Below are 22,407 nucleotides of genomic sequence, written 5' to 3'. Positions count from 1 at the left end.
CACACCCGATTTCATGACCTCAGGCAAGCATTTTGCAGCGCCTGCCATTATAAATGCAGGCTTATCCATTGATGGATTTCAGCGCCATGATTGTCATAAATCAGCTTGCAGCTCATCACCACGGAAACAATGACCACCATCGGACGAATGATCTTCTGACCTTTGCTCAGCACCATCCGCGCGCCCAGACGTGCACCGATAAACTGCCCCGTCATCATCACAAATCCCAGCACCCACACCACTTTGCCGCCAAGTATGAAAAACAGCAGGCCGCCAAAGTTGGAGGTGAAATTCAGGACTTTTGCATGTGCCGTGGCTTTTGCCAGATTAAACCCGCATAACGTCACAAAAGCCAGCGCGTAAAAAGAACCGGCACCGGGACCGAAAAAGCCATCGTAGAACCCGACACAACCGCCGCCTACCAGCGCATACGGCAGTGCATTTAAGCGCCTTGCCCGGTCGCTTTCGCCCAGACGCGGCGTCAGCAAAAAATACAACCCAATGCAGATGATCAGCAGCGGTAAAACCTGACGTAACATATCAGCGCGCAGATGCTGGATAAGGATCGCGCCGATCACTGATCCCGTAAAGGTACAGGCAATATTCAGTTTTTGATCGTTGAGATTCACCACACCACGCCGTACAAAGTAAAGACTGGCGGAGAAGGATCCGCCTATCGATGACAACTTATTGGTCGCAATGGCCTGTGCCGGTGACACACCTGCCGCAAGCAGCGCCGGCAGGCTGATCAGCCCGCCACCACCGGCAATGGAATCAATGAAACCGGCAAACAGTGCAACGAAAAATAAAACAACCAAAACCCACGGGGCAACAATCAACCAGTCCATTTTTCTGTCAGCTCGCTATGCGTGGCGAAGAGTAAGTAAAACCTGTTAAAGAACGTGTTTATCCAGCAACGCCTGACAAGAAGGCGGCAACGGAGGGGGCTCTTTTTTCACCGGGTTTCCGCTGCCCGGCTTAGGTGGCAGGAACCAGCTTTGCAGCTCTGCGCCACAACCATCACCCGCAGGCGGTGGTGCCTGGTTCTCACATTCGAGGTTACCTACCGGGCAACGCAGACGAACGTGCATATGCGCGCGATGACCAAACCACGGACGTACCTTATGCAGCCATTCGCGATCCGTTCCTGCATCAAGACAGAGCTGTTGTTTGATAGCCGGATTGACGAAGATCCGCACCACATCTTTATCCTGTGCTGCCATTTTGATCAGCGTTTCGATCCGTGGCTGCCACTGAGAGGGCACAATGGATTTACCGTTGGCACTGACCAGATCGATAGGCTGCGGCCTGAGCAACATCTGTTCGCTCCAGCGCTGACGCGGCAGTTGCAGCCAGATATCCACATCCAGCCCGGACTGATGGCTGGCGTGACCACTGCTGAAGCGCCCGCCAGCCGGCATCGCCATATCACCGACCAGCAGGGTACCCAGTCCTTTTTGTTGAGCCTGCGTGCCCAGACGGGTGATAAATGCCAGTAAATCAGGCTGGCCGAAATAGCGGCGCTGGTCGGTACGCATCACCTGATAGGCCGGAGAGTTCAGCGGCAAGGGCTGTGCACCAACCTGACAACCGTTGGCATAACTGCCAATCGCTTCCGGCGTGCCGGAAATCGGCTGAGTAATTTTCTGCCACGGCGTTGCCGCCATCGCAGGTGCGCAAAGTGCAAGCGCCAGAAGACTGGCGCAAACAGCACGAAACGCCGGGAACGTGCGTAAAGGTTTCATCGGACAGATTACCAGCGTGGCACGGTGGAATGGACGTCGCCGTTCTGAGCACGCTGACGCAGTAAATGATCCATCAGTACGATCGCCATCATTGCTTCGGCAATCGGTACCGCACGGATACCGACGCACGGATCATGACGCCCTTTGGTGATCATCTCGACCTGCTCACCGTCGCGGTTAATCGTACGACCCGGTACGGTGATACTCGAGGTCGGTTTCAGCGCCAGATGGGCGATAACCGGCTGGCCGCTGCTGATGCCGCCGAGAATCCCACCCGCGTGGTTGCTTTCGAAACCGCCCGGCGTAATTTCGTCCCGGTTTTCACTGCCACGTTTGGCGACAACCGCAAAACCATCGCCGATTTCCACACCTTTCACGGCATTAATGCTCATCAGTGCATGCGCCAGATCCGCATCCAGACGATCAAACACAGGCTCACCCAGGCCGACAGGCACATGATCTGCCACCACAGTGATTTTGGCACCGATCGAATCACCTTCTTTTTTCAGCGCGCGCATCAGCTCATCCAGCGCTTCCAGCTTGCTTTCATCCGGGCAGAAGAACGGGTTAGTGTCCACCAGATCCCAGTCTTTCAGCTCGCAGGTGATATCACCCATTTGCGACATATAACCGCGTACTTTGACACCGAACTTCTCCAGCAGGTATTTCTTAGCCACCGCGCCAGCGGCCACACGCATCGCGGTCTCGCGGGCAGACGAACGGCCGCCGCCACGGTAATCGCGCACGCCATATTTTTGCTCGTAGGTATAATCGGCATGTCCCGGGCGGAACACATCTTTGATTGCGCTGTAATCCTGGGATCGCTGATCGGTGTTCTGGATAATCAGACCGATGCTGGTGCCGGTAGTGACGCCTTCAAACACACCTGAAAGAATTTTTACTTCATCAGCTTCACGGCGCTGTGTGGTGTAACGCGAAGTGCCCGGACGACGACGGTCGAGATCGTGTTGCAGATCAGCTTCGGTCAGGGCAATACCCGGCGGTACACCGTCAATAATACAGCCCAGTGCCACACCGTGGGATTCGCCAAAAGTGGTGACGCGGAAAAACTGCCCAATACTGTTCCCTGCCATCACGGCTCCTTAACCATTATGTTGATGGATGCTCAATGACCGGCGCAATGCCGGTCATTATTGTCAAAGTGAATTAGTCTTTGTATGCGCGGAATTCTTCGGCGCAATCGAGAAGTTGCTGTTTGGTCAGCATAAAGACGCCGTCACCACCGTTTTCAAACTCCAGCCAGGTGAACGGGATCTCAGGATACTGATCCATCAGATGTACCATGCTGTTGCCCACTTCGCAGATCAGCACGCCGTTATCGGTCAGGTAATCGGGTGCACAGGCCAAAATGCGACGGGTCAGTTTCAGACCGTCGCTGCCGGAAGCCAGCCCCAGAACCGGCTCGTGGCGGTATTCCTGCGGCAGATCAGACATGTCTTCTTCGTCCACGTACGGCGGATTGGTGACAATCAGGTCATATTGCAAGGCTGGCAATTCACGGAACAGGTCGGAGCGGATGGGCGTGACCCAGTTCTCAATGCCGTGTGTGTCGATATTGCGCTCAGCCACCGCCAGCGCATCGGCAGAAATGTCGACAGCGTCAACTTCGGTTTCAGGGAACGCATAAGCACAGGCAATAGCAATGCAGCCGCTGCCGGTACACATATCAAGAATGTGCTGTGGCTGTTCGTTCAGAATGCCGGAGAAACGGTTGCTGATCAGCTCGCCAATAGGCGAACGTGGCACCAGTACGCGTTCATCGACATAGAATTCCATGTCGCAGAACCAGGCTTTGTTGGTCAGATAGGCCACCGGCACCCGCTCGTTGACGCGGCGGATCACACGCTCAACAATGCGGTGGCGCTCGCTGGATGTCAGGCGTGCGGTGTGCATATCTTCAGGGATGTCCAGCGGTAAAAACACGCTTGGCAGAACCAGTTGCACGGCTTCGTCCCACGGGTTATCGGTGCCGTGACCGTAATAGACATTGGCCGCGTTCAGGCGGCTGACGGTCCAGCGCAGCATATCCTGAATGGTATGCAGCTCACTGACAGCTTCGTCGACGAAAATTTTGTCCAATTTTATTCTCCAGGCAGTGCACGGGTTTTTAACAGACGTTTAACCCATTATTTGCCGCATAGTTTGCCACGAAGCCCGCCACAAATCAGCAGCTAGTCAACGCACTTGCGCGATGTCCCGAAGAATTTAACCCTGAGTTTTCTTTAAACCGCAGGGTGACGGAAGGTACACTGTCTGTATTGAGCGATAATGACGATAAAAAGATGAAGAAAAAACACCTGCTCAGCCCCGAGGAAGCGGCGTTATTCCGCGAGGCTGTTCCGGGCATCAAGCGCCTGAAAAACGATACGATTACTCACCGCCCGCCGCGAAAAAAGCTGGTCACCCTGTCGCCTAAAAAGCTGATTCAGGAGCAGGTGGACGCGAGCTATTACTTTTCTGATGAATTCCAGCCAATGTTGCAGGAAGAAGGCCCGGTTCGCCATATCCGGCCAGATGTCAGTCATTTTGAATTGAAAAAATTGCGTCGCGGCGATTATTCGCCCGAGCTGTTTCTGGATTTACACGGTTTAACGCAGAGAGAAGCCAAACAGGAACTGGGCGCGCTGATCGCAGCCTGCCGCCGTGAACATGTACATTGCGCCTGTGTGATGCACGGTCACGGCAAACATATCCTCAAGCAACAAACCCCGTTGTGGCTGGCACAGCATCCGGACGTCGAGGCTTTCCATCAGGCTCCTAAAGAACTGGGTGGCAGCGCCGCTTTGCTGGTACTGGTGGAGCTGGACGATAAAATCAGCTGACTTCCTCCCCACCTTCATAAACGAGAAAGGCACAGCCGGAGCTGTGCCTTTCTTTTGTCTGGCGCTGTTCACCGAAGCCTTACTCTAAATAATTCGAGTTGCAGCAAGGCGGCAAGAAAAATTATCCCGATAAGCTTACTCAGGTAAGTGATTCGGGTAATTTATCGCAGCCAATGCATCTGCGGCTCGAAGTATGATGAGTAAACGGGATTAGACCTTAGCCATCACCTGGCATGGGCTGAATTGCCAGTCAAAGGTACCTTGCCCGGTTTCGCCGTTCAGTTCAACACTTGCCATCGCGGAAGTGGCGAACATTGGCGGGCAAACGCCCGGACACAGTTCTGCTACCAGATAACCGACCAGCGGCAGATGCGACACCACCAGTACCGCGTTGACGCCGGTCAGTGCCAGATGCTGCAGTTCACTGGCGACCAGAGCAGGATCTCCGCCCGGTGTCAGTTCCTTGAGAATATCAATCTCAACATTTCCGGGCAGCGCCAGACACTGGCGCACTTTTTCGAGCGTCTGCTGCGCACGCAGGTACGGGCTGACCAGAATGCGGTCAATTTTGATGCCACGGCCATTCAGCCAGGCAGCCATATGTACTGATTCGTCACATCCGCATTCGCTTAACGGGCGAACTGAGTCGCTGGCAGCTTCGAGAACCGCATCACCGTGACGCATAATTACAACTTGCATATTGCACCGCTTTTGTTAACAAAAATAGCGCTATACAGAAACGCCTTGCGTGCTGTATTACCCATTGCCCAGCATTTCAATCACTGTCAGATTGAAGTTTTTCATTACAAGATAGCTGTCAGGCATTACATCCACTTAACACGCTGTGCCCACATGCCCTGCATGATGAGCATCAGCGGTCGGGCATTTTGCCTGAAACTTCACGTAAATAAAACGCTGTTTTTTACACCAACCCTTACCGCTTGTAAACCATTCAGGCGATTATTTAACCACTCAGGTTGTAGATCAATCGTTTGGGATTGTTTCTGTACAAAGTTATTCTCACCATAAAAATGATCCCCGGCATGTACCTGGCTTTAAGCAGGATCTGTTCCAGATTCTCGCGAAACTCAGCAATAAGCAGTGATCACAATCACACTTCACTGACCTTTTCGCCCGCCCTGTTACCTGAACAGAACCGTTCACCCTGCTGCGCCCGTCGTATTAACCCTTCGCATGGCGTGAAATGCTCGCCGTACTGCTGCGCCAGTTGCTCCAGTATTTTCACCACAGTGGCGCTGCCAAGCTGGTCTATGTAACGGAACGGTCCCCCCCGGAAGGGCGGAAAACCTATTCCGAACACAGCGCCAAGATCACCATCACGCGCACTGCGGATGACTTTTTCGTCCAGACAACGCACCGCTTCGTTGAGCATCAGCATCACGCAGCGTTGTGCAATCCCATCTTCTGACTGCTGCGCTTTTGGCGTGACATTCAGCAGACGATAAATCGCCGGGTCGACCTGTTTTCTCTTCGCCGTCCGCCCTTTCTGCCCGTAAAGGTAGAAACCTTTGCCATTTTTACGGCCTTTACGGTCATCTTTAAGCACCGCATCAAAACCGGCAGGAGCGGCAAAACGCTCACCAAAAGCGTCCACCAGTATCGGACCTATTTTCGTGCCGACATCAATACCGACCTCATCCAGCAGCTGGATCGGGCCGACCGGGAAACCAAAATTCACCAGCGCTTTATCAATATGATCGACCGGTTCACCGCCCAGTAAGCAACGCGCAGCTTCATTGATGTAAGGCGCAAGAATACGATTTACATAGAATCCGGCGCTGTCACCTACCACAATGGCCGTTTTCCCCTGTTTCCTGGCAAGCGAAACCGTGGTTGAAATAGTCTGTGCACTGGTGCCCGCATGCGGGATGACTTCAACCAATGGCATTTTATCGACCGGGCTGAAATAATGCAGCCCGATCACCTGTTCCGGCCGGTCAGCCCGCTCTGCAATCTTCTGAATGGGCAAAGAAGAGGTGTTTGATGCAAAAATCGTGTGCGGTGCGGCGTTTTGCTCTATTTCCGCCACCATCGCCTGTTTGAGCGATAAATCCTCAAATACCGCTTCCACCACAATATCAGCCTGCGCAAAACCGCTGTAACTGGTAGTACCGGAAATCAGCAGCATCTGACGTTGCTGTTCGCTGCGGGTCAGCCTCCGGCTGCGCAGCTTTTTCTCCAGCAAATCCCAGCTGTATTTCAGCGCATGGCGGATACCGTCGTGATTAATGTCTTTAATACGTACAGGCAGTCCGGCTTTGGTGGCAGTCACATAAGCGATACCTCCCCCCATCAGGCCACCACCGAGAATGCCCACACGGCGCACCGGCAAAGGTTCTGCATCACCGCCCTTTTCTTTTTTCAGCGCGGTGGAGGCGAAAAACAGGCCGCGTAATGCCGCCGATTCTGATGTCATCACCAGTTCGCCAAAAGCTTTGGCTTCGGCCTGGTAGCCGTTACCGCTGCCTTGGTCCAGCCCGGTTTTTACCACATCGATGATTTTTGTGGTGGCCGGATAATTGCCGTGTGTTTTCGCCCATGTCTGTTTACGCACAAAATGGAACAGCAAACTTTTGCCCACCGGCCCACCGGCCAGACGCGCCTGCCACGGCAATGGCGGACGTGATTTACGCCCTTTCGCCACACGTTCCAGCGCCGTTTGCAGCAAAATAGAATAGGGCACTGCGTCATCCACCAGCCCCATTTTCAGCGCCTGTTTCGCGCGAATACTGCGACCGGTCAGCATCATATCCAGCGCTTTCGGCGCACCGATAAGCCGCGGAAGCCGCTGCGTACCGCCGGACCCCGGCAGTAAACCCAGCTGTACTTCCGGCAGGCCGAGCTGAGTTTTTTCATCCAGCGAACACACACGGGCATGGCACGCCAGCGCCAGTTCCAGACCACCGCCGAGACAGGCACCATGAATAGCGGCCACCACCGGCACAGAAAACGAGGCGATTTGAGCCATCACCGTCTGGCCTTTTTGCGCCAGTTCACTGGCCTGGACGGCTGTCTGACAGCCCGAAATCATGGTGATATCCGCACCGGCAATGAATGAATCTGTTTTGCCCGAAATGAGCACCAGACCTTTCAGACCGGGATACTGCTGTGCTTTGTGCAAAATAGCGCTGATTTGCTGAGCAAATTCAGCCTTTAAGGTATTCACTTTTTCGCCGGGAACATCGATGGTGATAATCCCCACATGTTCCGTGGTAAATATCAGTGAAAAAGCAGAGACCGGTTCGGTTGCTTGAGTGTCTGCCGGATTCAGGTTTTCCATAGGTTCTCTCATTGCGCGGCCTCCAGGATCATTGCTGCGCCTAAGCCGCCGGCGGCACAGGCAGTGGTCAGCCCATATTTCCCGCCACGACGACGTAATTCATGCAGCGTCTGGGTAATCATTCGTGCGCCGGTTGCCGCAAAAGGATGCCCGTAGGCCAGTGAACCGCCCAGAACATTGAATTTATCCCAGTCTATTTCGCCTACAGCCTGACTACGGCCAAGTTTTTCACGGGCGAACTCATCACTGGCTAACATTTTGATATTCGCCAGCGTCTGTGCAGCAAACGCTTCATGCATATCGATCAGATCCAAATCGTCCAGCGTCAGCCCTGCGCGATCCAGCGCCAGCGGCGTGGCGTAGGCAGGCCCGAGAAGCATGTCTTCCCAGACGCCGATAGCGGCAAACGCAAAACTTTTCAGATAGCCGAGAGGTTCAAGGCCCAGTTCACGTGCGCGGGATTCGCTCATTATTAATACCGCCGCGGCACCATCCGTCAGCGGCGTGCTGGTGGCGGCGGTGACGGTACCGTGTTTACGGTCGAAAGCCGGGCGCAATTTGGCATACTGACTGATTTCAGAATTCAGGCGGATGTTGTTATCTTTTTGCAGCACTTCACGGTAAGGCGGAACCTGTGCAGCCATGACCTGCGAGGTTAAATACCCCTGCTCCCATGCCTGCGCGGCCAGCGTATGAGAACGGTGCGCCAGCTCATCCTGCTGCACGCGGCTGATGTTATGGCTTTTCGCCATCTGCTCTGCGGTATCGCCCATGCGCAGACCGGTAGAATATTCAGCCACAGCAGGCGGCACCGGCAGCAAATCGCGCAGTTTGAGTTTGCTGAAAATGGAGAGACGCTGCGACAGCGTACGTGCTTTATTAACATCCACCAGGGCGCGGGCCAGTCGTTTGCTGACACCTATCGGCAATACCGAAGAAGAATCCGCTCCGCCCGCGATCCCGACCTGCACCATCCCGCTCATGATGCTTTCGGCCACGTTAGCAACCGCCTGAAAACTGGTGGCACAGGCACGCGAGACGCTATAGGCATCGGTCGATACATCCATGCCGGTACCGAGCACAATTTCGCGGGCGATATTCGGCGCTTCCGGCATCTGGACCACCTGACCGAAAACCAGCTGGTCGATGTCCTTCGGGTCAATCCCACTTTTTGCCAGCAGCTCACTGACCACCATTTTACCGAGATCGACAGCAGGAATGCCGTGATAGGCGGTGGCCTGTTTAGCAAACGGCGTACGTAAGCCGTCGACAATCGCAATGCGATCGCCCTCACGCGTCACCAGTGGAACGACTTTATTCATACAAGCTCCTGAGAAAAATAGGGTCTTAAGAGGTCAGACCTGATAACTCAGTTTTAACTATGTATTTACATTTGGCAAAGCGAAAGGGAGTGAAGTGCGAGCAACAGCAAATTTTTCTGAAATAAGAATGAGAAGAAAGGCGGCAGGCAGAAATAGCAGACAAAGAAATACCGCTTATTTAAGCGGTATTACAACTTAGAACTTCCTCTCAATAATTTGAATCGCAGGATGAGTCACGCGGCAATCGATGTCATTCCGATGAACTGATATACATCAGTAATTCGGTTACGGAGTGCAGCCAACGCATCTGCGGCTCAAAGTATGACGGGGATTATCTCAAGCCTAACTGGAAGATCATCGTTTCAGCCTGGCAGCTAAATGTGAAATCGATATTCAGTTCGACGCCGCCATCCACTTTTTCGATACGGCTGTTGATTTCACATGGCTCAGATTCAACGCCGCGTGCGCGTTCGGTCAGGGCTTGCAGGGTTTCGTTCGCCTGAGCTTCGGTTTCGAAAACACGGCTGTAAGAAGCGGTACAATCCGTATTGTCCATGATGGTTCCGACATCGACACAGCAGCAGGCTGCGGTTTCTTCCGCACCACATTTGTTGATGGAATGCAGAGGTTGGGTGGATTTAGAGGACATGGTTACGTCAGACATAATTTTCTCCCCGGCATCAGCGGCAACGTCCACCGTCTGGCCTGATTGCGAATAAGGTTTTATTTCCAGCCTGTATTTTACGCCACCGTTCTGACAACACACTAGTGCTTACTTATTATGTGCCTTTCAGGTGATCCAGATCACGTATATGTAAGTAATCGTTTATAACTTCGTCACTGTTCTCACTTTAACGTTTCTTAATTGAACTTTTATTGTTTGTTTTTTGTTAAGTGGATCCAATTTCTTGCATCAAATAAGAAATATCTATGAAACATTATTGCAACTACACCACAGGTCAGACCTATACTTCGCTCACTGGTCTGATTTGTCAGACTGATAACGGACCCTACAATCCCGCGCTCATTGTTACTTGATGTAACATTGTTTGATAAAAAACATAAAATTGAGGTTTTGGTCATGAACCAGAAAAACCTGTTTAAAAGATCTGCTCTGGCAGCTGCAGTGGCAATTGTTTCCTCCAACGTTTATGCAGCAGGTTTTCAGTTAAATGAATATACCGCTGCGGGGTTAGGCCGCTCTTTCTCGGGTGAAGGTGCCATCGCTGATACTGCCGCATCCGGCAGCCGTAACCCGGCAACCATGACCATGTTTGATCGTCCCTCTTTCTCAGCGGGTGCGATTTATGTCGACCCGGATGTCAAAGTAACAGGCAACTCGCCGGTTACAGGCAGGAGCACTGATGCGGATAACATTGCGCCGAATCAGTGGGTGCCTAATATCCACTTTATTATGCCACTCAATGATCAATGGGCGGTCGGTGCATCGGCTACGTCAAACTACGGTCTGGCGACTGAGTTCAGCGATAATTATCCGGCTGGCCCGATCGGCGGTGAAACTGACCTTACCACCGTTAACACTAACTTAAGTGTTGCTTACCGTTTGAACCAGCATTTCAGCTTCGGCCTGGGCTTCGATGCCGTTTACGCGAAAGCGAAAATTCGCCGTACTGCCGGTGAACTGGTGCCGATTCAAACCGGCGGTCTGCTGCCTGCGGATACGGAAGCCGCCAAGCTGAAAGGCAATGAGTGGGGTTACGGCTGGAACGCCGGTATCCTGTATGAAGTGGATGATAATAACCGCTACGGCTTCACCTACCGTTCTGAAGTGAAAATTGACTTCGACGGCGAATACCGTAACGGCATTCCGAAAGCGTTAGGCGGAACGGGTGGCCAGACCGTGCCGGGATCCCTGACCCTGAACTTGCCTGAAATGTGGGAATTGTCCGGTTATAACCGCGTGGCACCAAAATGGGCGATTCACTACAGCCTGGCTTACACCAGCTGGAGCCAGTTCCAGGAGCTGAAAGCGACCGGTTCTAACGGCCAGACGCTGTTCCAGAAAGACGAAGGTTATCATGATGCTTACCGCATCGCGTTGGGTACCACCTATTACTACGACGATAACTGGACGTTCCGTACCGGTATCGCCTTCGATGACAGCCCGGTTCCGGCAGATAACCGCACCATTTCTATTCCGGATCAGGACCGCTTCTGGGTTTCCGCCGGTACGACTTACGCCTTCAATAAAGACGCGTCTGTGGATGTGGGTGTCTCCTATATGCATGGTCAGACCGTGAATATCAGTGAGAAAGTCGCTAACGGTGTACCGAATTACGAATACCAGGCCAAAGGGACCGCCATGCTGTACGGCGCGAACTTTAACTACAGCTTCTGATGAACTGAGTGATACGCCTGATATGAAAAAAGCGCCGGAAGGCGCTTTTTTTGTGTGTCCGGAACGGTTATTCCGAGTCGATATCTTTCAGGTCGCCCTGAATCAGTGCCGCGTTCGGATTTTCCTGTGGCGTCAGCTGACCGCCTCTTGCCAGGAAATCATGACGCTGGAAGTAAGCCTCACGTATAAACAGATACGGATCCGAAGAGTTACGGATCAGGCCATCAGAATCGAGCAGTTCCGCACGGGTTTCCACCCCTTCCAGTACCCATTTACCGGCTGACATCCAGAAGGTCAGATAGCTGAGCATCGGATACAAATCATCAACCAGGTCGCCACCTTCGTCACGGACGGTCGCGCTGCCGTAACCTGGCAGAACCACATACGGACCGTAGCCGACGCCGTAATGACCCAGTGTGCTGCCGAAGCCCTGCGCCTCTTCACGCGCCAGTTTCGGGTTCGCCATTCCGGCAACATCGATCAGACCGCCCATCCCTAAAATCGTGTTCAGGAAGAAGCGGTTGAAGTGGATCGCCGCACGGTACGGATCACCTTTCAGCAGGGAGTTAACCATGCTGGCCGGTTCATCCAGATTGCTCAGGAAGTTACTGGTGCCGTTACGCGCCGGTTGTGGCACATAATCACGCCAGGCTACCGCCACAGGCCGCACCAGGTACGGATCCATATAGTTATAGTTGAAATCGAACATCACCCGGTTGAAACCTTCGAGCGGATCAGAACGTCCCTGCTGTTCGCTGTCCGATGATCCGGACGTGCCGGCACAACCGACCAGTAAAACTGTTGCAAACGCCAGCCCAGTCAGGCGTAAGTTCATGGATATCTCCCTGTTTTTGATCGTCGGTTCCTTATTATGGAACCTGCTGATTAATGTCGATGCTGACCTGGCCTTTACCGGCAAAATCGGTCAGCGGGCTGTCGCCGTACCAGTCACCTGAGGCTGGCGTTGCCAGACCATTTTGTGAAATACGAACGCGTACTTTTAATTGATGCAGCGAAGAAAGCAAGCGTTCCGGCATCATTGCGTTGCTGTCATCGACGGTGGCCGTCAGCGGGAAGCGGCTGAGCGGCAGTTTTTTCACCGCAACCGGCACCGGACTGCTGCCGTCAGTCACTGAAATAAAGACCGTGCCATTTTGCGAAAGTTTCTGCTGAGCCTCAGCAGAAAGCGTGACATTTACCGTCAGTTTAACCTGATCCAGACCGGCTTTCTGTTTTGCCTGCGCAATGCTGGCGTTAACCATCTCCAGGCGTTTGTCACCGGCAGGCAGGATTTTCTGCATAACTTCCCACGCACCAATGGCTTGCGGATAATGCCCCTGTTCATATTCATTATAGGCCAGCAGACTTAACACACGCAGATCACCCTGAGACTTTTCCAGCATACTGCGTAAAAGATTTCCGCCGGTAAGGTTATCCTGCGGATCAGACGAACGGGTTAATACTTCGGCATAACCGAGTTTGACTGACATATCGTCTGGTGCAAGCTGATAGGCATGGGCGTAGGCCTGTGTGGCAGTAGCGGCATTATTGAGCGCCATTCCGACACGGCCAAGCATCACCCAGTCCCGGATATTATCCGGATTTGCCTGCAAATCAGTACGCAATCCGAGCCCTAAATCCTGTACATCCATGGCGGTCAGTGGCACACCGTTATCATCGGCAATCCGCTGACGCAAATCGGGCATACGCTGCATCACCTGATTCCATGCACTGACCTGCCCCAGACCACCGGCATACAGATACACACCCAACGTGATGATCACCAGCAAGATGCCGCCCGGCACCAGCGTCCAGCGTCCAATCGGCTGCATGGCGACGGGCATCTGCCCGGCGGGAATATCCGTCAGTAAGTTTTCCTGTAATTCCTGAATATGCGCCGGGCGCTCGTCGACCACGCCCTGCGCTTCGTCTTCTTCCAGTTCACTCAGGCGATGATGGTAAAATGCTTTGTTCAGCGCATCGCGGGAAGTCTGTTCTGCGCGGTCGCCACGGATAACCGGCACGATAAACAGCGCCAGTGCGATAACCAGCATCACCACAATGCACAGCCAAAAAATGCTCATGATCCTTTCCCGTCACTGTCTTTAAGTAACTGCGCCAGGCGCTGTCTCTCTTGTTCTGACATAGATATGGTTGTGTGTTCAGTGCGCGCAATACCACGGCGGGAACGCATAAAAATCATGCCTGCGCCAATAACGATGACCAGCACTGGCCCGAGCCACAAAATAAAGGTAGAGGGCGTGACCGGCGGTTCGTAAGTGACGAAATTGCCGTAACGCGCCACCATATACGCGACGATTTGCTGTTTGTTCTGCCCTTCGTTCAGTAACTGAAATACCTTGGTGCGCATATCGGCGGCGATAATCGAATCCGAAGCGGCAATATTAGTGTTCTGACATTTCGGGCAACGCAGCTGTGCCGTTATTTCGCGGTAAGCCTGTTCCTGCTCCGGCGATTTGAACTGATACGTGTCGATGGCAGCGAACGCGCTGACACTCAGCAGCATGCCCAGCAGCAACGCGGGCAGCGATGAAATCAGTTTCATGGGTGACCTCCGTATTTTTTGTACAGCGGCAACACCTCGGTCTGCCAGACCTTTTCGTTCAAGTCACCGGCGTGGCGATAGCGGATAATGCCCTGCCCGTCGATCAGGAAAGTTTCCGGCGCACCATATACGCCCAGATCCAACCCCAGCATGCCGTCGCCGTCATACAGGCTGAGCATGTAAGGATTGCCCAGCGTATTGAGCCAGTTTACCGCTTTCTGCCGGTCATCTTTATAATTGAGTCCGACCACACGTACACCTTTTGCTGCCAGCGAATTCAGATATTGATGCTCAGCCCGGCAGGTCGGACACCACGTTGCCCAGACGTTAAGCAGCATCGGTTTACCGTCACGCAGCACCGACTGATCGTAGGTTTTTCCCGCCTGCGCCAGTGATTCCAGTTTGAATACCGGCACCGGTTTGCCGATCAGAGCCGATTCCAGCAGCGTCGGATCATCACCGTTTGCATTGCGGGTCAGTTGCACCAGAAAAGCCGCAGCCAGTGCCAGAAACAGGATCAACGGAATAAAGAGAAGTTTCCGGTTCATGCTTCTTCCGCCTCCGCCAGACCCTGCTTCCTGAGTTTTTTACTCATGCGATAACGCGGGTCAAGAATACACAACACCCCACCGGCCGCCATAAACAGGCCGCCCAGCCAGATCCAGCGGACAAAAGGTTTGTAGTACAGCCGTACCGCCCACGAACCGTCGTCCAGTTCTTCGCCGAGCGCCGCATACAGGTCGCGCGCCAGATTGCCGTCGATCGCCGCCTCAGTCATCATACTGCGTGCCACGCTGTAGAAGCGTTTTTCCGCATGCAGCGTAGTGATTTTTTTGCCGTTCTGCGTGACATCAATGTTCGCCTCACCGCCGGTATAGTTCGGTCCGGTGATGTCACGGACATCGCGGAAAATAAAGTGATAATCATGAATATCCACGGTATCACCGGACTTCATGCGCACATCACGTTCAACGCTGTAATTCTGGCTGAAGGCGATGCCGATCACCGTCACCGCGACCCCGAGGTGCCCAAGCACCATCCCCCAGTGGCTGCGGGAAAGTTTGGTCAGACCGCGCCAGAACGAGTGACGGTGCGTGGCACGCTCGTGCAGTTCCATCAGCGTCAGCACAATGACCCACACCGACATCAGCATACCCACTACGGTCATGCCGACGATTTTATCCTGCAACAGCCACGGCAGAAGAATTGACAGCACCAGCGTCACCACCAGCGCCACGCCCAGACGACGCCACAGTTTGCTCGGCTCATCGCGACGCCAGCGCACCAGCGGGCCAATACCTAACAGCAGCGCCAGCGGTGCCATCAGCCAGGTAAACATGGTGTTGAAGAAGGGTTCGCCGATAGAAATACTGCCCAGCCCAAGCTGTTTGTGGATAAGCGGCAGCAGCGTACCGAGCAGCACCACCAGCATCGCCGCCACCAGCAGAACGTTATTGCCGAGCAAATAACTCTCCCGGGAATGCAGTTCGTGACGGCCCGGCGCGCGCACCGAATTCCCTTTGAAAGCGTACAGCAGCAGCGAGCCACCGATCACAATCACTAAGTAAGCCAGGATAAACATGCCGCGTGCCGGATCAGAGGCAAACGAGTGAACCGAGACCAACACACCGGAGCGCACCAGGAATGTGCCCAGCAGACACAGCGAGAAGGCGGTGATGGCCAGCAGCACCGTCCAGGCTTTGAAGGTCCCGCGCTTTTCGGTAACGGCGAGCGAGTGGATCAGCGCCGTACCGGCCAGCCACGGCATAAAGGAAGCATTTTCAACCGGGTCCCAGAACCACCAGCCGCCCCAGCCTAATTCGTAATACGCCCATGCCGAACCGAGCACAATACCGATGGTCAGAAATACCCACGCGGCTTGTGTCCACGGCCGCGACCAGCGTGCCCAGGCGGTATCCAGACGCCCCGCCATCAGCGACGCTATCGCGAAAGCAAACGCCACGGAGAAACCGACATACCCCATGTACAGCAATGGCGGATGGAAAATCAGCCCGATATCCTGCAGCACCGGATTCAGGTCGCTGCCGTCGACAGGGAAATTCGGCAGCGAGCGGATGAACGGGTTGGACGTCAGCAGAATAAACAGCAGGAACCCGCCGGTGATCATCCCCATCACCGCCAGCACGCGCGCCACCGCATCCTGCGGCATCCGGCGGCTGAACAACGCCACGGCAAGCGTCCAGCAACTGAGTAATAACACCCACAGCAGCAGCGACCCTTCGTGCGCCCCCCAGGTAGCTGCCACGCGGTAATACACCGGCAGGCGGGTATTGGAATTATTGGCAACATAGGCGACGGTGAAATCGTTCACCACAAACGCATGCACCAGAATAATAAAGGCCAGCACAATGCAGGCGAACATGCCGTAAGACAACGGACGCGCCATCGCCATCATCCGGCTGTCCTGACGGGCCGCGCCCCACTGCGGATAAATACTCAGTAACACCGCCAGACCTAATGCCAGACAGAGTGCAAATGTTCCCAGTTCCGGCATCATGAACGGTCGTTTCCTGTATTGTTACCCACGTAGGCCGAAGCAGGCCCTTTGTGATTTTCTTTCATGGCGTCGGCAACTTCCGGCGGCACATATTTTTCATCGTGTTTCGCCAGCACCTGGATAGCATTCACCACATTCCCCGGTTCCATCACGCCCTGCGCCACCACACCCTGCCCTTCACGGAACAGGTCGGGAAGGATGCCGTTATAGGTCACAGCAATCGCTCCCCGTGCGTCATAAATTTTAAAGCTAACCTGCAAACTTTTCGGGTCACGCTTCACTGAGCCGGGCATCACCATACCGCCGATACGCAGGCGCTGGCCCACCGTCGGCATCTCGTGATCTTCGCCTTTGCCCTGCAAGATTTCACTGGGTGTATAAAACAAATCAATGTTGGAGCGAAGCGCATACATCACCAGTGAAATGCTCAGACCAAGGCCAATCAGCACCACCAGCGCCAGCGACAGCCGCTTTTTACGACGTGGATTCACAATAACTTCTCCCCGGAAGCGTCCGGTTCCAGCGGTGACGTCTGTGCGACTGGCTGTTTTTTAGACTGGGACTGACTGATGCGTTTTTCGCGCGCCTGGCGTCGACGGACTTCGCCGAGGATTTGCCGGTGCTGAATAAAGGTATGCGCCACCAGCACAATCAGCGAGAGCAGCGTCGCGGCGACCGACAGCCAGACATAAAAGGCATAGCCGCCCATCGCAAAAAAATCATGCCAGCTTGAGAATGCAGGGCTCATCCGCGACGCTCCTTATTCACCAGGCCAGCGACCCACGGACGCAGACGTTCCTGAACCAGAATCAGGTTACGTAAACGCATCAACGTCAGGGTAATAAAGAAGAACAGATAACCGAAAATCGCCCAGCGCAGCGGATAACGCATACTCGGGTCGATGGTTTGCTGCATGTCGGTGGACCCCTGATGCAGCGTGTTCCACCACTCTACGGAGTAATGAATAATGGGAATGTTCACCACGCCGACCAGGACCAGAATACCGGCGGCACGCCCGGCCAGACGACGGTCGTCAAAGGCGTTATACAGCGCAATGACACCCAGATACAGGAACAGCAACACCAGTTCGGAGGTCAGGCGCGCATCCCACACCCACCATGTGCCCCACATCGGTTTGCCCCATGCCGAGCCGGTCACCAGGGCAATAAACGTGAATACAGCCCCGACCGGCGCCATTGCCGCCACCGCCAGGTCGGACATTTTCATCTGCCACACCAGGCCGATAAACGCCGCGATCGCCATCCCGCTGTAAATCCCCATTGACCAGATAGCCGCCGGGACATGGATATACATAATCCGGTAACTGTTACCTTGCTGGTAATCCGGTGGTGCATAGCCAAAACCCCATACCCAGCCAATCAGCAGGCAGGCAAGACCTAAAATCCCAAGCCAGGGGATGAACCGCCCGCAGACGTGGTAAAGCCGTTCAGGCCTTGCGAGTTGATGTAACCATTTCCACATTGTTATCGTTGCTCACTCTAAAATGTCACTGTGTGATATGCCGTGGAACCTCGGTGGGCTCTTGCGCGGTCGGTTATAAATCATCCGCACTTATTATTGGCCTCTCTATTGTTCACTATAGAGAAGTGTGATGTTAGTCAAAGGTTGCGTTTTTTCTTCTCTATTGTAACGACACGTAAAATAATGCTGTGCTATCGCCTTTTACCGGCAAAAAGTGTCAGTGGATACTTACTCTCAAAGCGGCAGCTGTCGCAAAAGGCGCTAATGTGGCACTGCCTGCCAGCATCGCACCGAGAATGGCCAGATAACCGCCGACGGGCATCGCCATTGATGCGGCATCAATCGCGCCGGTGGCGAAAATCAGCACCGGAATATACAGCGGCAATACCAGCAGGCTAAGCAGAACACCGCCTTTGCGCAGCCCGACGGTCAGCGCCACACCAATCGCGCCAATAAAGCTCAGCGTCGGCGTGCCCAGTAAAATCGTCAGCGCAACGGCTTGCCAGGTTTCAAAATCCAGTGAGAGCAGCAGCGCAATCAGCGGCGAGAGGATCAGTAACGGCAATCCTGTTACCACCCAGTGAGCACATACTTTCCCCAGAACCGTGAGTGCCAGCGGCGAAGGCAACAAAAGAAGCTGTTCGAGCGTGCCGTCCAGGTAGTCATCGCGGAACAATCGCTCCAGCGCCAGCAGGGAGGACAACAACGCGGCGACCCAGACAATGCCGGGTGCAATACGCGCCAGCAGTTTAGGCTCAGGGCCGATCCCTAACGGGAACAGCGTAATCACAATCAGGAAAAACCACAGCGGGTTAATAATTTCAGCGCTTTTGCGAAAGGCAATTTTCAGCTCGCGGCGCAGGACTTTCGTAAACATTCCTTTTGTATCCCCTTCGCGTCACACCGGCTCAGCACTGGTCAGACGAAGTTTCCGCACGTGGCGGTTAACACCCTGTAAATCCTGGTGCGTTGTCAGCAACACCATCCCGCCCTGCTGCGCATGCTGTTCAAACAGCGTAATCAGGGTAGCAACGCCTTGTTTATCAATGGCGGTCAGCGGCTCATCGAGGATCCATAACGGCGCATCACTCAGCCACAGACGCGCCAGTGCGACGCGGCGTTGCTGTCCGGCGGACATCTGCGCCACCGTCACATCTTCATAACCCAGCAATCCGACGTTTTCCAATGCCTGATAAATCGCTTCTGCGCTGGCGTTACCTTTGACCGTCGGGCCATTCACGGACAGATAGAAAGCAAGGTTTTCAAACGCAGTAAGTACTGACTTTACACCGGGCTGATGACCGAGATAGAGAAGCTGCTGATGGAAAATATCGCGCTGACGGCGGGTACTTACGCCCTGCCAGCGGACTTCACCGGCGTCCGGAGAGGACAATCCGGCAAGGATCCGCAGTAAACTGGTTTTACCGGCACCGTTGCGGCCTTCGATCTGCACCATATCACCCGGTTCGATAGTAAAACTTAAGCCGCTAAACAGGGTTCTTTCATCACGAACACAGCTCAGATTAAAGGCTTCAAACATGGTGATGTCTCTTATTTTTCACAAGTGCGTATCATATCACAGGCACCCGATGAGCCGCAGCTCAGGGAGGCGCAGTTTACAAGCTTGAAAACCCTGAAATCCAGCAAACATCTTCTCAATGTTCCATAGGGTTCATGGGTTAACGCTTTGTAACTTTTTTGTATACCTGCTCATAATTTCTCTGCCTCGCCTATGCTTACTCAGGAACCTATCTGCAATTACTTTGCTTGAGTTTTGGGGAATCATAATGGCCGGAGAAAAACAGCATCACGATGACAAGGATGTTGACAGCGACGAACATACGCAGGGAAAAGAAATCGAGACCGGCGAAGAGAACCTGCCGTCAAAAGCGGCAGCGGTTCACGAAGTTATCCGCATGGAAGGAGAAAAAGAGCTTGAGCGCGACGGACAGGCATTGCTGTGGTCAGCGGTTGCCGCCGGATTGTCGATCAGCGCCTCGCTGATGGCGAAAGGTATTCTTCATGCCCGTCTGCCCGATACACCGGAACGCTTCTTCATTGAGAACATCGGTTATACCGTCGGGTTCATTATCGTGATCATGGCGCGTCAGCAGTTATTCACCGAAAACACGGTGACTGCTGTTTTACCTATTATGCAAAAACCGACAGGCAGAAACATTCTGCTGCTGCTGCGTTTATGGGGCATCGTGCTGGCAGGTAATGTCATCGGCGGCGGACTGGCGGCGCTGGTGTTTCATCTGGTGCCCTTTTTCGACACGGCGACCGACGAAGCGTTTCGCACCATCAGTATGGAGATCATGAAGAAAGACCCCCAGGGCATGTTTGTCGGCGGCATGGTGTCCGGCTGGCTGATTGCCACCATGGTCTGGATGATCCCCTCCGCCGGTACCGCCAAATTGTGGGTAATCATGCTGATGACCTATATGGTGGCGATCGGCGACCTGACGCACATCGTCGTCGGCTCGGTTGAAATCCTGTATCTGGTATTCTCCGGCGCCATCCCCTGGTACGAATTTATCTGGCCGTTCGCCCTGCCGACGCTGGCTGGCAACATCTTCGGCGGCACCTTTATCTTCGCGCTGATAAGCCACGCGCAGATCCGTAACGACATGAGTAATCAGAAGAAAGCCGAAGCGAAAAAAGAGGAACAGGAAACCGCCAGAAAAGAGGCCGCAAAACCCTGACTGGCGAGGAAACAACCAAACGACAGCTTGGTATCTTATTATTACCAGAAAAATGGGTATACTACGCGGGCGCTTTCCACAGGCGCCCGTGTCTCCTTAGTTAAACGGATATAACAAGCCCCTCCTAAGGGCTAGTTACAGGTTCGATTCCTGTAGGGGACACCATTTTAATGTCTACAAACGTCCCCTCAAGTCTATTTTATTCTCTAAATTCAGCAAGTTAACCCCATCACCTCGTCTACCAAATTCCAATAACTTTTATCAACATCCTGCACATTTTGTTGGTATAACGGTTGGTATGGTAAGTTCGATAATGCAGATACCATCAGTATGGGAGGTTTTCTATGGCACTCACTGAGGTAAAAGTAAGAAATGCTAAACCTGCGGAGAAGCCGGTAAAGCTGACTGATGGTAGTGGTATGCACCTTCTAATTCAGCCCAGCGGTTCGAAATATTGGCGTCTGCAATACCGTTTTGGCGGTAAACAAAAAATGTTGGCGTTAGGTGTTTATCCTGAAATCTCTCTTGCCACTGCACGCCTTAGAAGAGACGAAGCAAGAAAGCTAATCGCAAACAACATAGATCCGGGTGAGAAGCGAAAATCTGAGAAGATTGAAGAAAAAGGGTTGCTCACATTCGAAACGGTTGCAAGAGATTGGCATTCGAGCAACAGGGCATGGTCTGATAGTCACAGAACCACAGTGTTAAACAGCTTAATCACTCATCTGTTTCCAGTTATTGGTAAACGGAACATCACTGAACTCAAAACCCGTGATTTATTGCTTCCGCTAAAAAACGCTGAGAAAAGCGGGCATCTTGAAGTGGCTTCGCGTTTACAACAACGCATAACAGCAATAATGCGATATGCCGTCCATAACGCTTTGATTGACCAAAATCCCGCCTATGACCTTTCGGGTGCTGTGACAACACCTAAAAGCACCCATCGCCCTGCTCTCCCCTTCGAACAGCTACCTGAGCTTCTAAGACGAATTGAAGCTTATAAAGGTAAAGGCATAACGCAAATCGCAGTCCAGTTAACTCTGCTGACTTTCATCCGTTCAAGTGAACTTAGGTTCGCACGTTGGTCCGAAGTGAATTTCGAAAATTCCTTATGGACGATCCCAGGCGAACGTCAAGAGTTGGATGGGGTTAAGTATTCTGGCAGAGGCTCGAAAATGAAAAACCCTCACCTTGTGCCATTGAGCAAACAAGCCAAAACCCTGCTCGAAAAACTTCATTCTATCAGTGGCGATAAAGAACTTATGTTCATAGGTTTTAGTCGTGATGACAAACCAATCAGCGAAAACACTGTCAACAAGGCCCTGCGCACTATGGGCTACGATACAAAGAAGGAAGTGTGTGGACATGGTTTTCGAACCATGGCATGTAGTGTGACCTGCCCCCAGGATTAGATACAACCGTCAGTTAGTAATGTCGGTTTGTTTACCTTCACATTTTCCATTTCGCCACCGTGCTGCAAACTCTGATGGCGTCAGATAATTCAGTGCCGAATGTGGACGACACTCGTTATAATCCTGCCTCCAGTCGTTAATGGTTTTCCTGGCG

General features: G+C 53.3%; 23 protein-coding genes and 1 tRNA gene. 5 read left to right on the top strand and 19 right to left on the bottom strand.

All coding sequences use genetic code 11. From position 1 onward, the window contains the following. Positions 1-47: 47 nt before the first annotated feature. From J1781_RS12715 to prmB, 4 genes are all read right to left on the bottom strand, one after another. The gene (locus J1781_RS12715; RefSeq protein WP_217233697.1) at positions 48-848 is read right to left on the bottom strand and encodes a sulfite exporter TauE/SafE family protein; all 801 of its coding nucleotides are present in this window, start codon (positions 846-848) and stop codon (positions 48-50) included. 45 nt (positions 849-893) lie between these two features. Next, positions 894-1,745 (bottom strand): penicillin-insensitive murein endopeptidase, encoded by an 852-nt coding sequence (gene mepA / locus J1781_RS12710; protein ID WP_165383708.1) that lies wholly within the window; start codon positions 1,743-1,745, stop codon positions 894-896. Between the two features lie 8 nt (positions 1,746-1,753). After that, entirely contained in the window at positions 1,754-2,839 is a 1,086-nt protein-coding gene (aroC, locus tag J1781_RS12705) for a chorismate synthase (RefSeq protein WP_217139014.1), read from the bottom strand. A 73-nt stretch (positions 2,840-2,912) separates the two neighbouring features. Continuing rightward, complete coding sequence (gene prmB / locus J1781_RS12700; RefSeq protein ID WP_129991747.1) at positions 2,913-3,845, bottom strand: 50S ribosomal protein L3 N(5)-glutamine methyltransferase; 933 nt, start codon at positions 3,843-3,845, stop codon at positions 2,913-2,915. Between the two features lie 203 nt (positions 3,846-4,048). Here prmB and smrB point away from each other — a divergent pair, with 203 nt between their 5' ends. Continuing rightward, positions 4,049-4,588, top strand: a complete 540-nt coding sequence (gene smrB, locus J1781_RS12695; protein ID WP_129952776.1) for an endonuclease SmrB — start codon at positions 4,049-4,051, stop codon at positions 4,586-4,588. A 210-nt stretch (positions 4,589-4,798) separates the two neighbouring features. Here the strand turns inward: smrB and sixA are convergent, their stop codons facing one another. The 4 genes from sixA to J1781_RS12675 form a co-directional block, all read right to left on the bottom strand. Beyond that, entirely contained in the window at positions 4,799-5,287 is a 489-nt protein-coding gene (sixA, locus tag J1781_RS12690; protein WP_129991746.1) for a phosphohistidine phosphatase SixA, read from the bottom strand. Between the two features lie 412 nt (positions 5,288-5,699). After that, a complete protein-coding gene (gene fadJ / locus J1781_RS12685; protein ID WP_217233696.1) occupies positions 5,700-7,901 on the bottom strand; it encodes a fatty acid oxidation complex subunit alpha FadJ in 2,202 nt (733 codons plus the stop codon). Then, the gene (fadI, locus tag J1781_RS12680) at positions 7,898-9,211 is read right to left on the bottom strand and encodes an acetyl-CoA C-acyltransferase FadI (RefSeq protein ID WP_217233695.1); all 1,314 of its coding nucleotides are present in this window, start codon (positions 9,209-9,211) and stop codon (positions 7,898-7,900) included. The genes fadJ and fadI overlap by 4 nt, the downstream gene beginning before the upstream one ends. A 331-nt stretch (positions 9,212-9,542) precedes the next feature. Next, entirely contained in the window at positions 9,543-9,875 is a 333-nt protein-coding gene (locus J1781_RS12675) for a YfcZ/YiiS family protein (RefSeq protein WP_129952282.1), read from the bottom strand. A gap of 417 nt (positions 9,876-10,292) precedes the next feature. Here J1781_RS12675 and fadL point away from each other — a divergent pair, with 417 nt between their 5' ends. Continuing rightward, positions 10,293-11,570, top strand: coding sequence for a long-chain fatty acid transporter FadL (gene fadL, locus J1781_RS12670; protein WP_129952281.1), 1,278 nt, complete (start codon positions 10,293-10,295; stop codon positions 11,568-11,570). A 67-nt stretch (positions 11,571-11,637) separates the two neighbouring features. Here the strand turns inward: fadL and mlaA are convergent, their stop codons facing one another. From mlaA to ccmA, 10 genes are all read right to left on the bottom strand, one after another. After that, entirely contained in the window at positions 11,638-12,405 is a 768-nt protein-coding gene (gene mlaA, locus J1781_RS12665) for a phospholipid-binding lipoprotein MlaA (RefSeq protein ID WP_129952280.1), read from the bottom strand. Positions 12,406-12,439: 34 nt separating this feature from the next. Next, a complete protein-coding gene (gene ccmI, locus J1781_RS12660; RefSeq protein ID WP_217233694.1) occupies positions 12,440-13,654 on the bottom strand; it encodes a c-type cytochrome biogenesis protein CcmI in 1,215 nt (404 codons plus the stop codon). Next, on the bottom strand, positions 13,651-14,136 hold the full coding sequence (locus tag J1781_RS12655; protein ID WP_129952278.1) for a cytochrome c-type biogenesis protein: 486 nt from the start codon (positions 14,134-14,136) through the stop codon (positions 13,651-13,653). The genes ccmI and J1781_RS12655 overlap by 4 nt, the downstream gene beginning before the upstream one ends. After that, positions 14,133-14,684 (bottom strand): DsbE family thiol:disulfide interchange protein, encoded by a 552-nt coding sequence (locus tag J1781_RS12650; RefSeq protein WP_217157988.1) that lies wholly within the window; start codon positions 14,682-14,684, stop codon positions 14,133-14,135. The genes J1781_RS12655 and J1781_RS12650 overlap by 4 nt, the downstream gene beginning before the upstream one ends. Continuing rightward, a complete protein-coding gene (locus J1781_RS12645) occupies positions 14,681-16,654 on the bottom strand; it encodes a heme lyase CcmF/NrfE family subunit (RefSeq protein ID WP_217233693.1) in 1,974 nt (657 codons plus the stop codon). The genes J1781_RS12650 and J1781_RS12645 overlap by 4 nt, the downstream gene beginning before the upstream one ends. Next, positions 16,651-17,145, bottom strand: coding sequence for a cytochrome c maturation protein CcmE (gene ccmE, locus J1781_RS12640; RefSeq protein WP_217233692.1), 495 nt, complete (start codon positions 17,143-17,145; stop codon positions 16,651-16,653). Before ccmE ends, J1781_RS12645 begins: the two co-directional genes overlap by 4 nt. Further along, a complete protein-coding gene (ccmD, locus tag J1781_RS12635; RefSeq protein ID WP_217233691.1) occupies positions 17,142-17,402 on the bottom strand; it encodes a heme exporter protein CcmD in 261 nt (86 codons plus the stop codon). The genes ccmE and ccmD overlap by 4 nt, the downstream gene beginning before the upstream one ends. After that, entirely contained in the window at positions 17,399-18,136 is a 738-nt protein-coding gene (locus J1781_RS12630; protein WP_129952273.1) for a heme ABC transporter permease, read from the bottom strand. The genes ccmD and J1781_RS12630 overlap by 4 nt, the downstream gene beginning before the upstream one ends. Positions 18,137-18,353: 217 nt before the next feature. Beyond that, the gene (gene ccmB, locus J1781_RS12625; protein ID WP_129952272.1) at positions 18,354-19,013 is read right to left on the bottom strand and encodes a heme exporter protein CcmB; all 660 of its coding nucleotides are present in this window, start codon (positions 19,011-19,013) and stop codon (positions 18,354-18,356) included. 21 nt (positions 19,014-19,034) lie between these two features. Continuing rightward, entirely contained in the window at positions 19,035-19,676 is a 642-nt protein-coding gene (ccmA, locus tag J1781_RS12620) for a cytochrome c biogenesis heme-transporting ATPase CcmA (protein ID WP_217139010.1), read from the bottom strand. Positions 19,677-19,923: 247 nt separating this feature from the next. On the opposite strand from ccmA, the gene J1781_RS12615 reads away from it, so the two are divergent. From J1781_RS12615 to J1781_RS12605, 3 genes are all read left to right on the top strand, one after another. Continuing rightward, positions 19,924-20,841 carry a formate/nitrite transporter family protein gene (locus tag J1781_RS12615; protein WP_129952270.1) on the top strand — a complete coding sequence of 306 codons (918 nt, stop codon included), beginning with the start codon at positions 19,924-19,926 and terminating at the stop codon, positions 20,839-20,841. A gap of 90 nt (positions 20,842-20,931) precedes the next feature. Further along, positions 20,932-21,006 (top strand) — tRNA-Arg (locus tag J1781_RS12610). 179 nt (positions 21,007-21,185) lie between these two features. Then, positions 21,186-22,253, top strand: coding sequence for a tyrosine-type recombinase/integrase (locus J1781_RS12605; RefSeq protein WP_238483526.1), 1,068 nt, complete (start codon positions 21,186-21,188; stop codon positions 22,251-22,253). Between the two features lie 9 nt (positions 22,254-22,262). On the opposite strand, the gene J1781_RS12600 is transcribed toward J1781_RS12605, so the two are convergent. Further along, positions 22,263-22,407, bottom strand: a 145-nt coding sequence (locus J1781_RS12600; protein WP_217233714.1) for an integrase core domain-containing protein, incomplete at its 5' end; no start/stop codon positions are given.

The sequence above is a fragment of the Rahnella perminowiae genome (assembly GCF_019049695.1).
GTDB lineage: Bacteria > Pseudomonadota > Gammaproteobacteria > Enterobacterales > Enterobacteriaceae > Rahnella > Rahnella perminowiae.
Note: the sequence above shows the minus strand (reverse complement) of the source record. Positions and strands in the feature narration are given on the sequence as shown.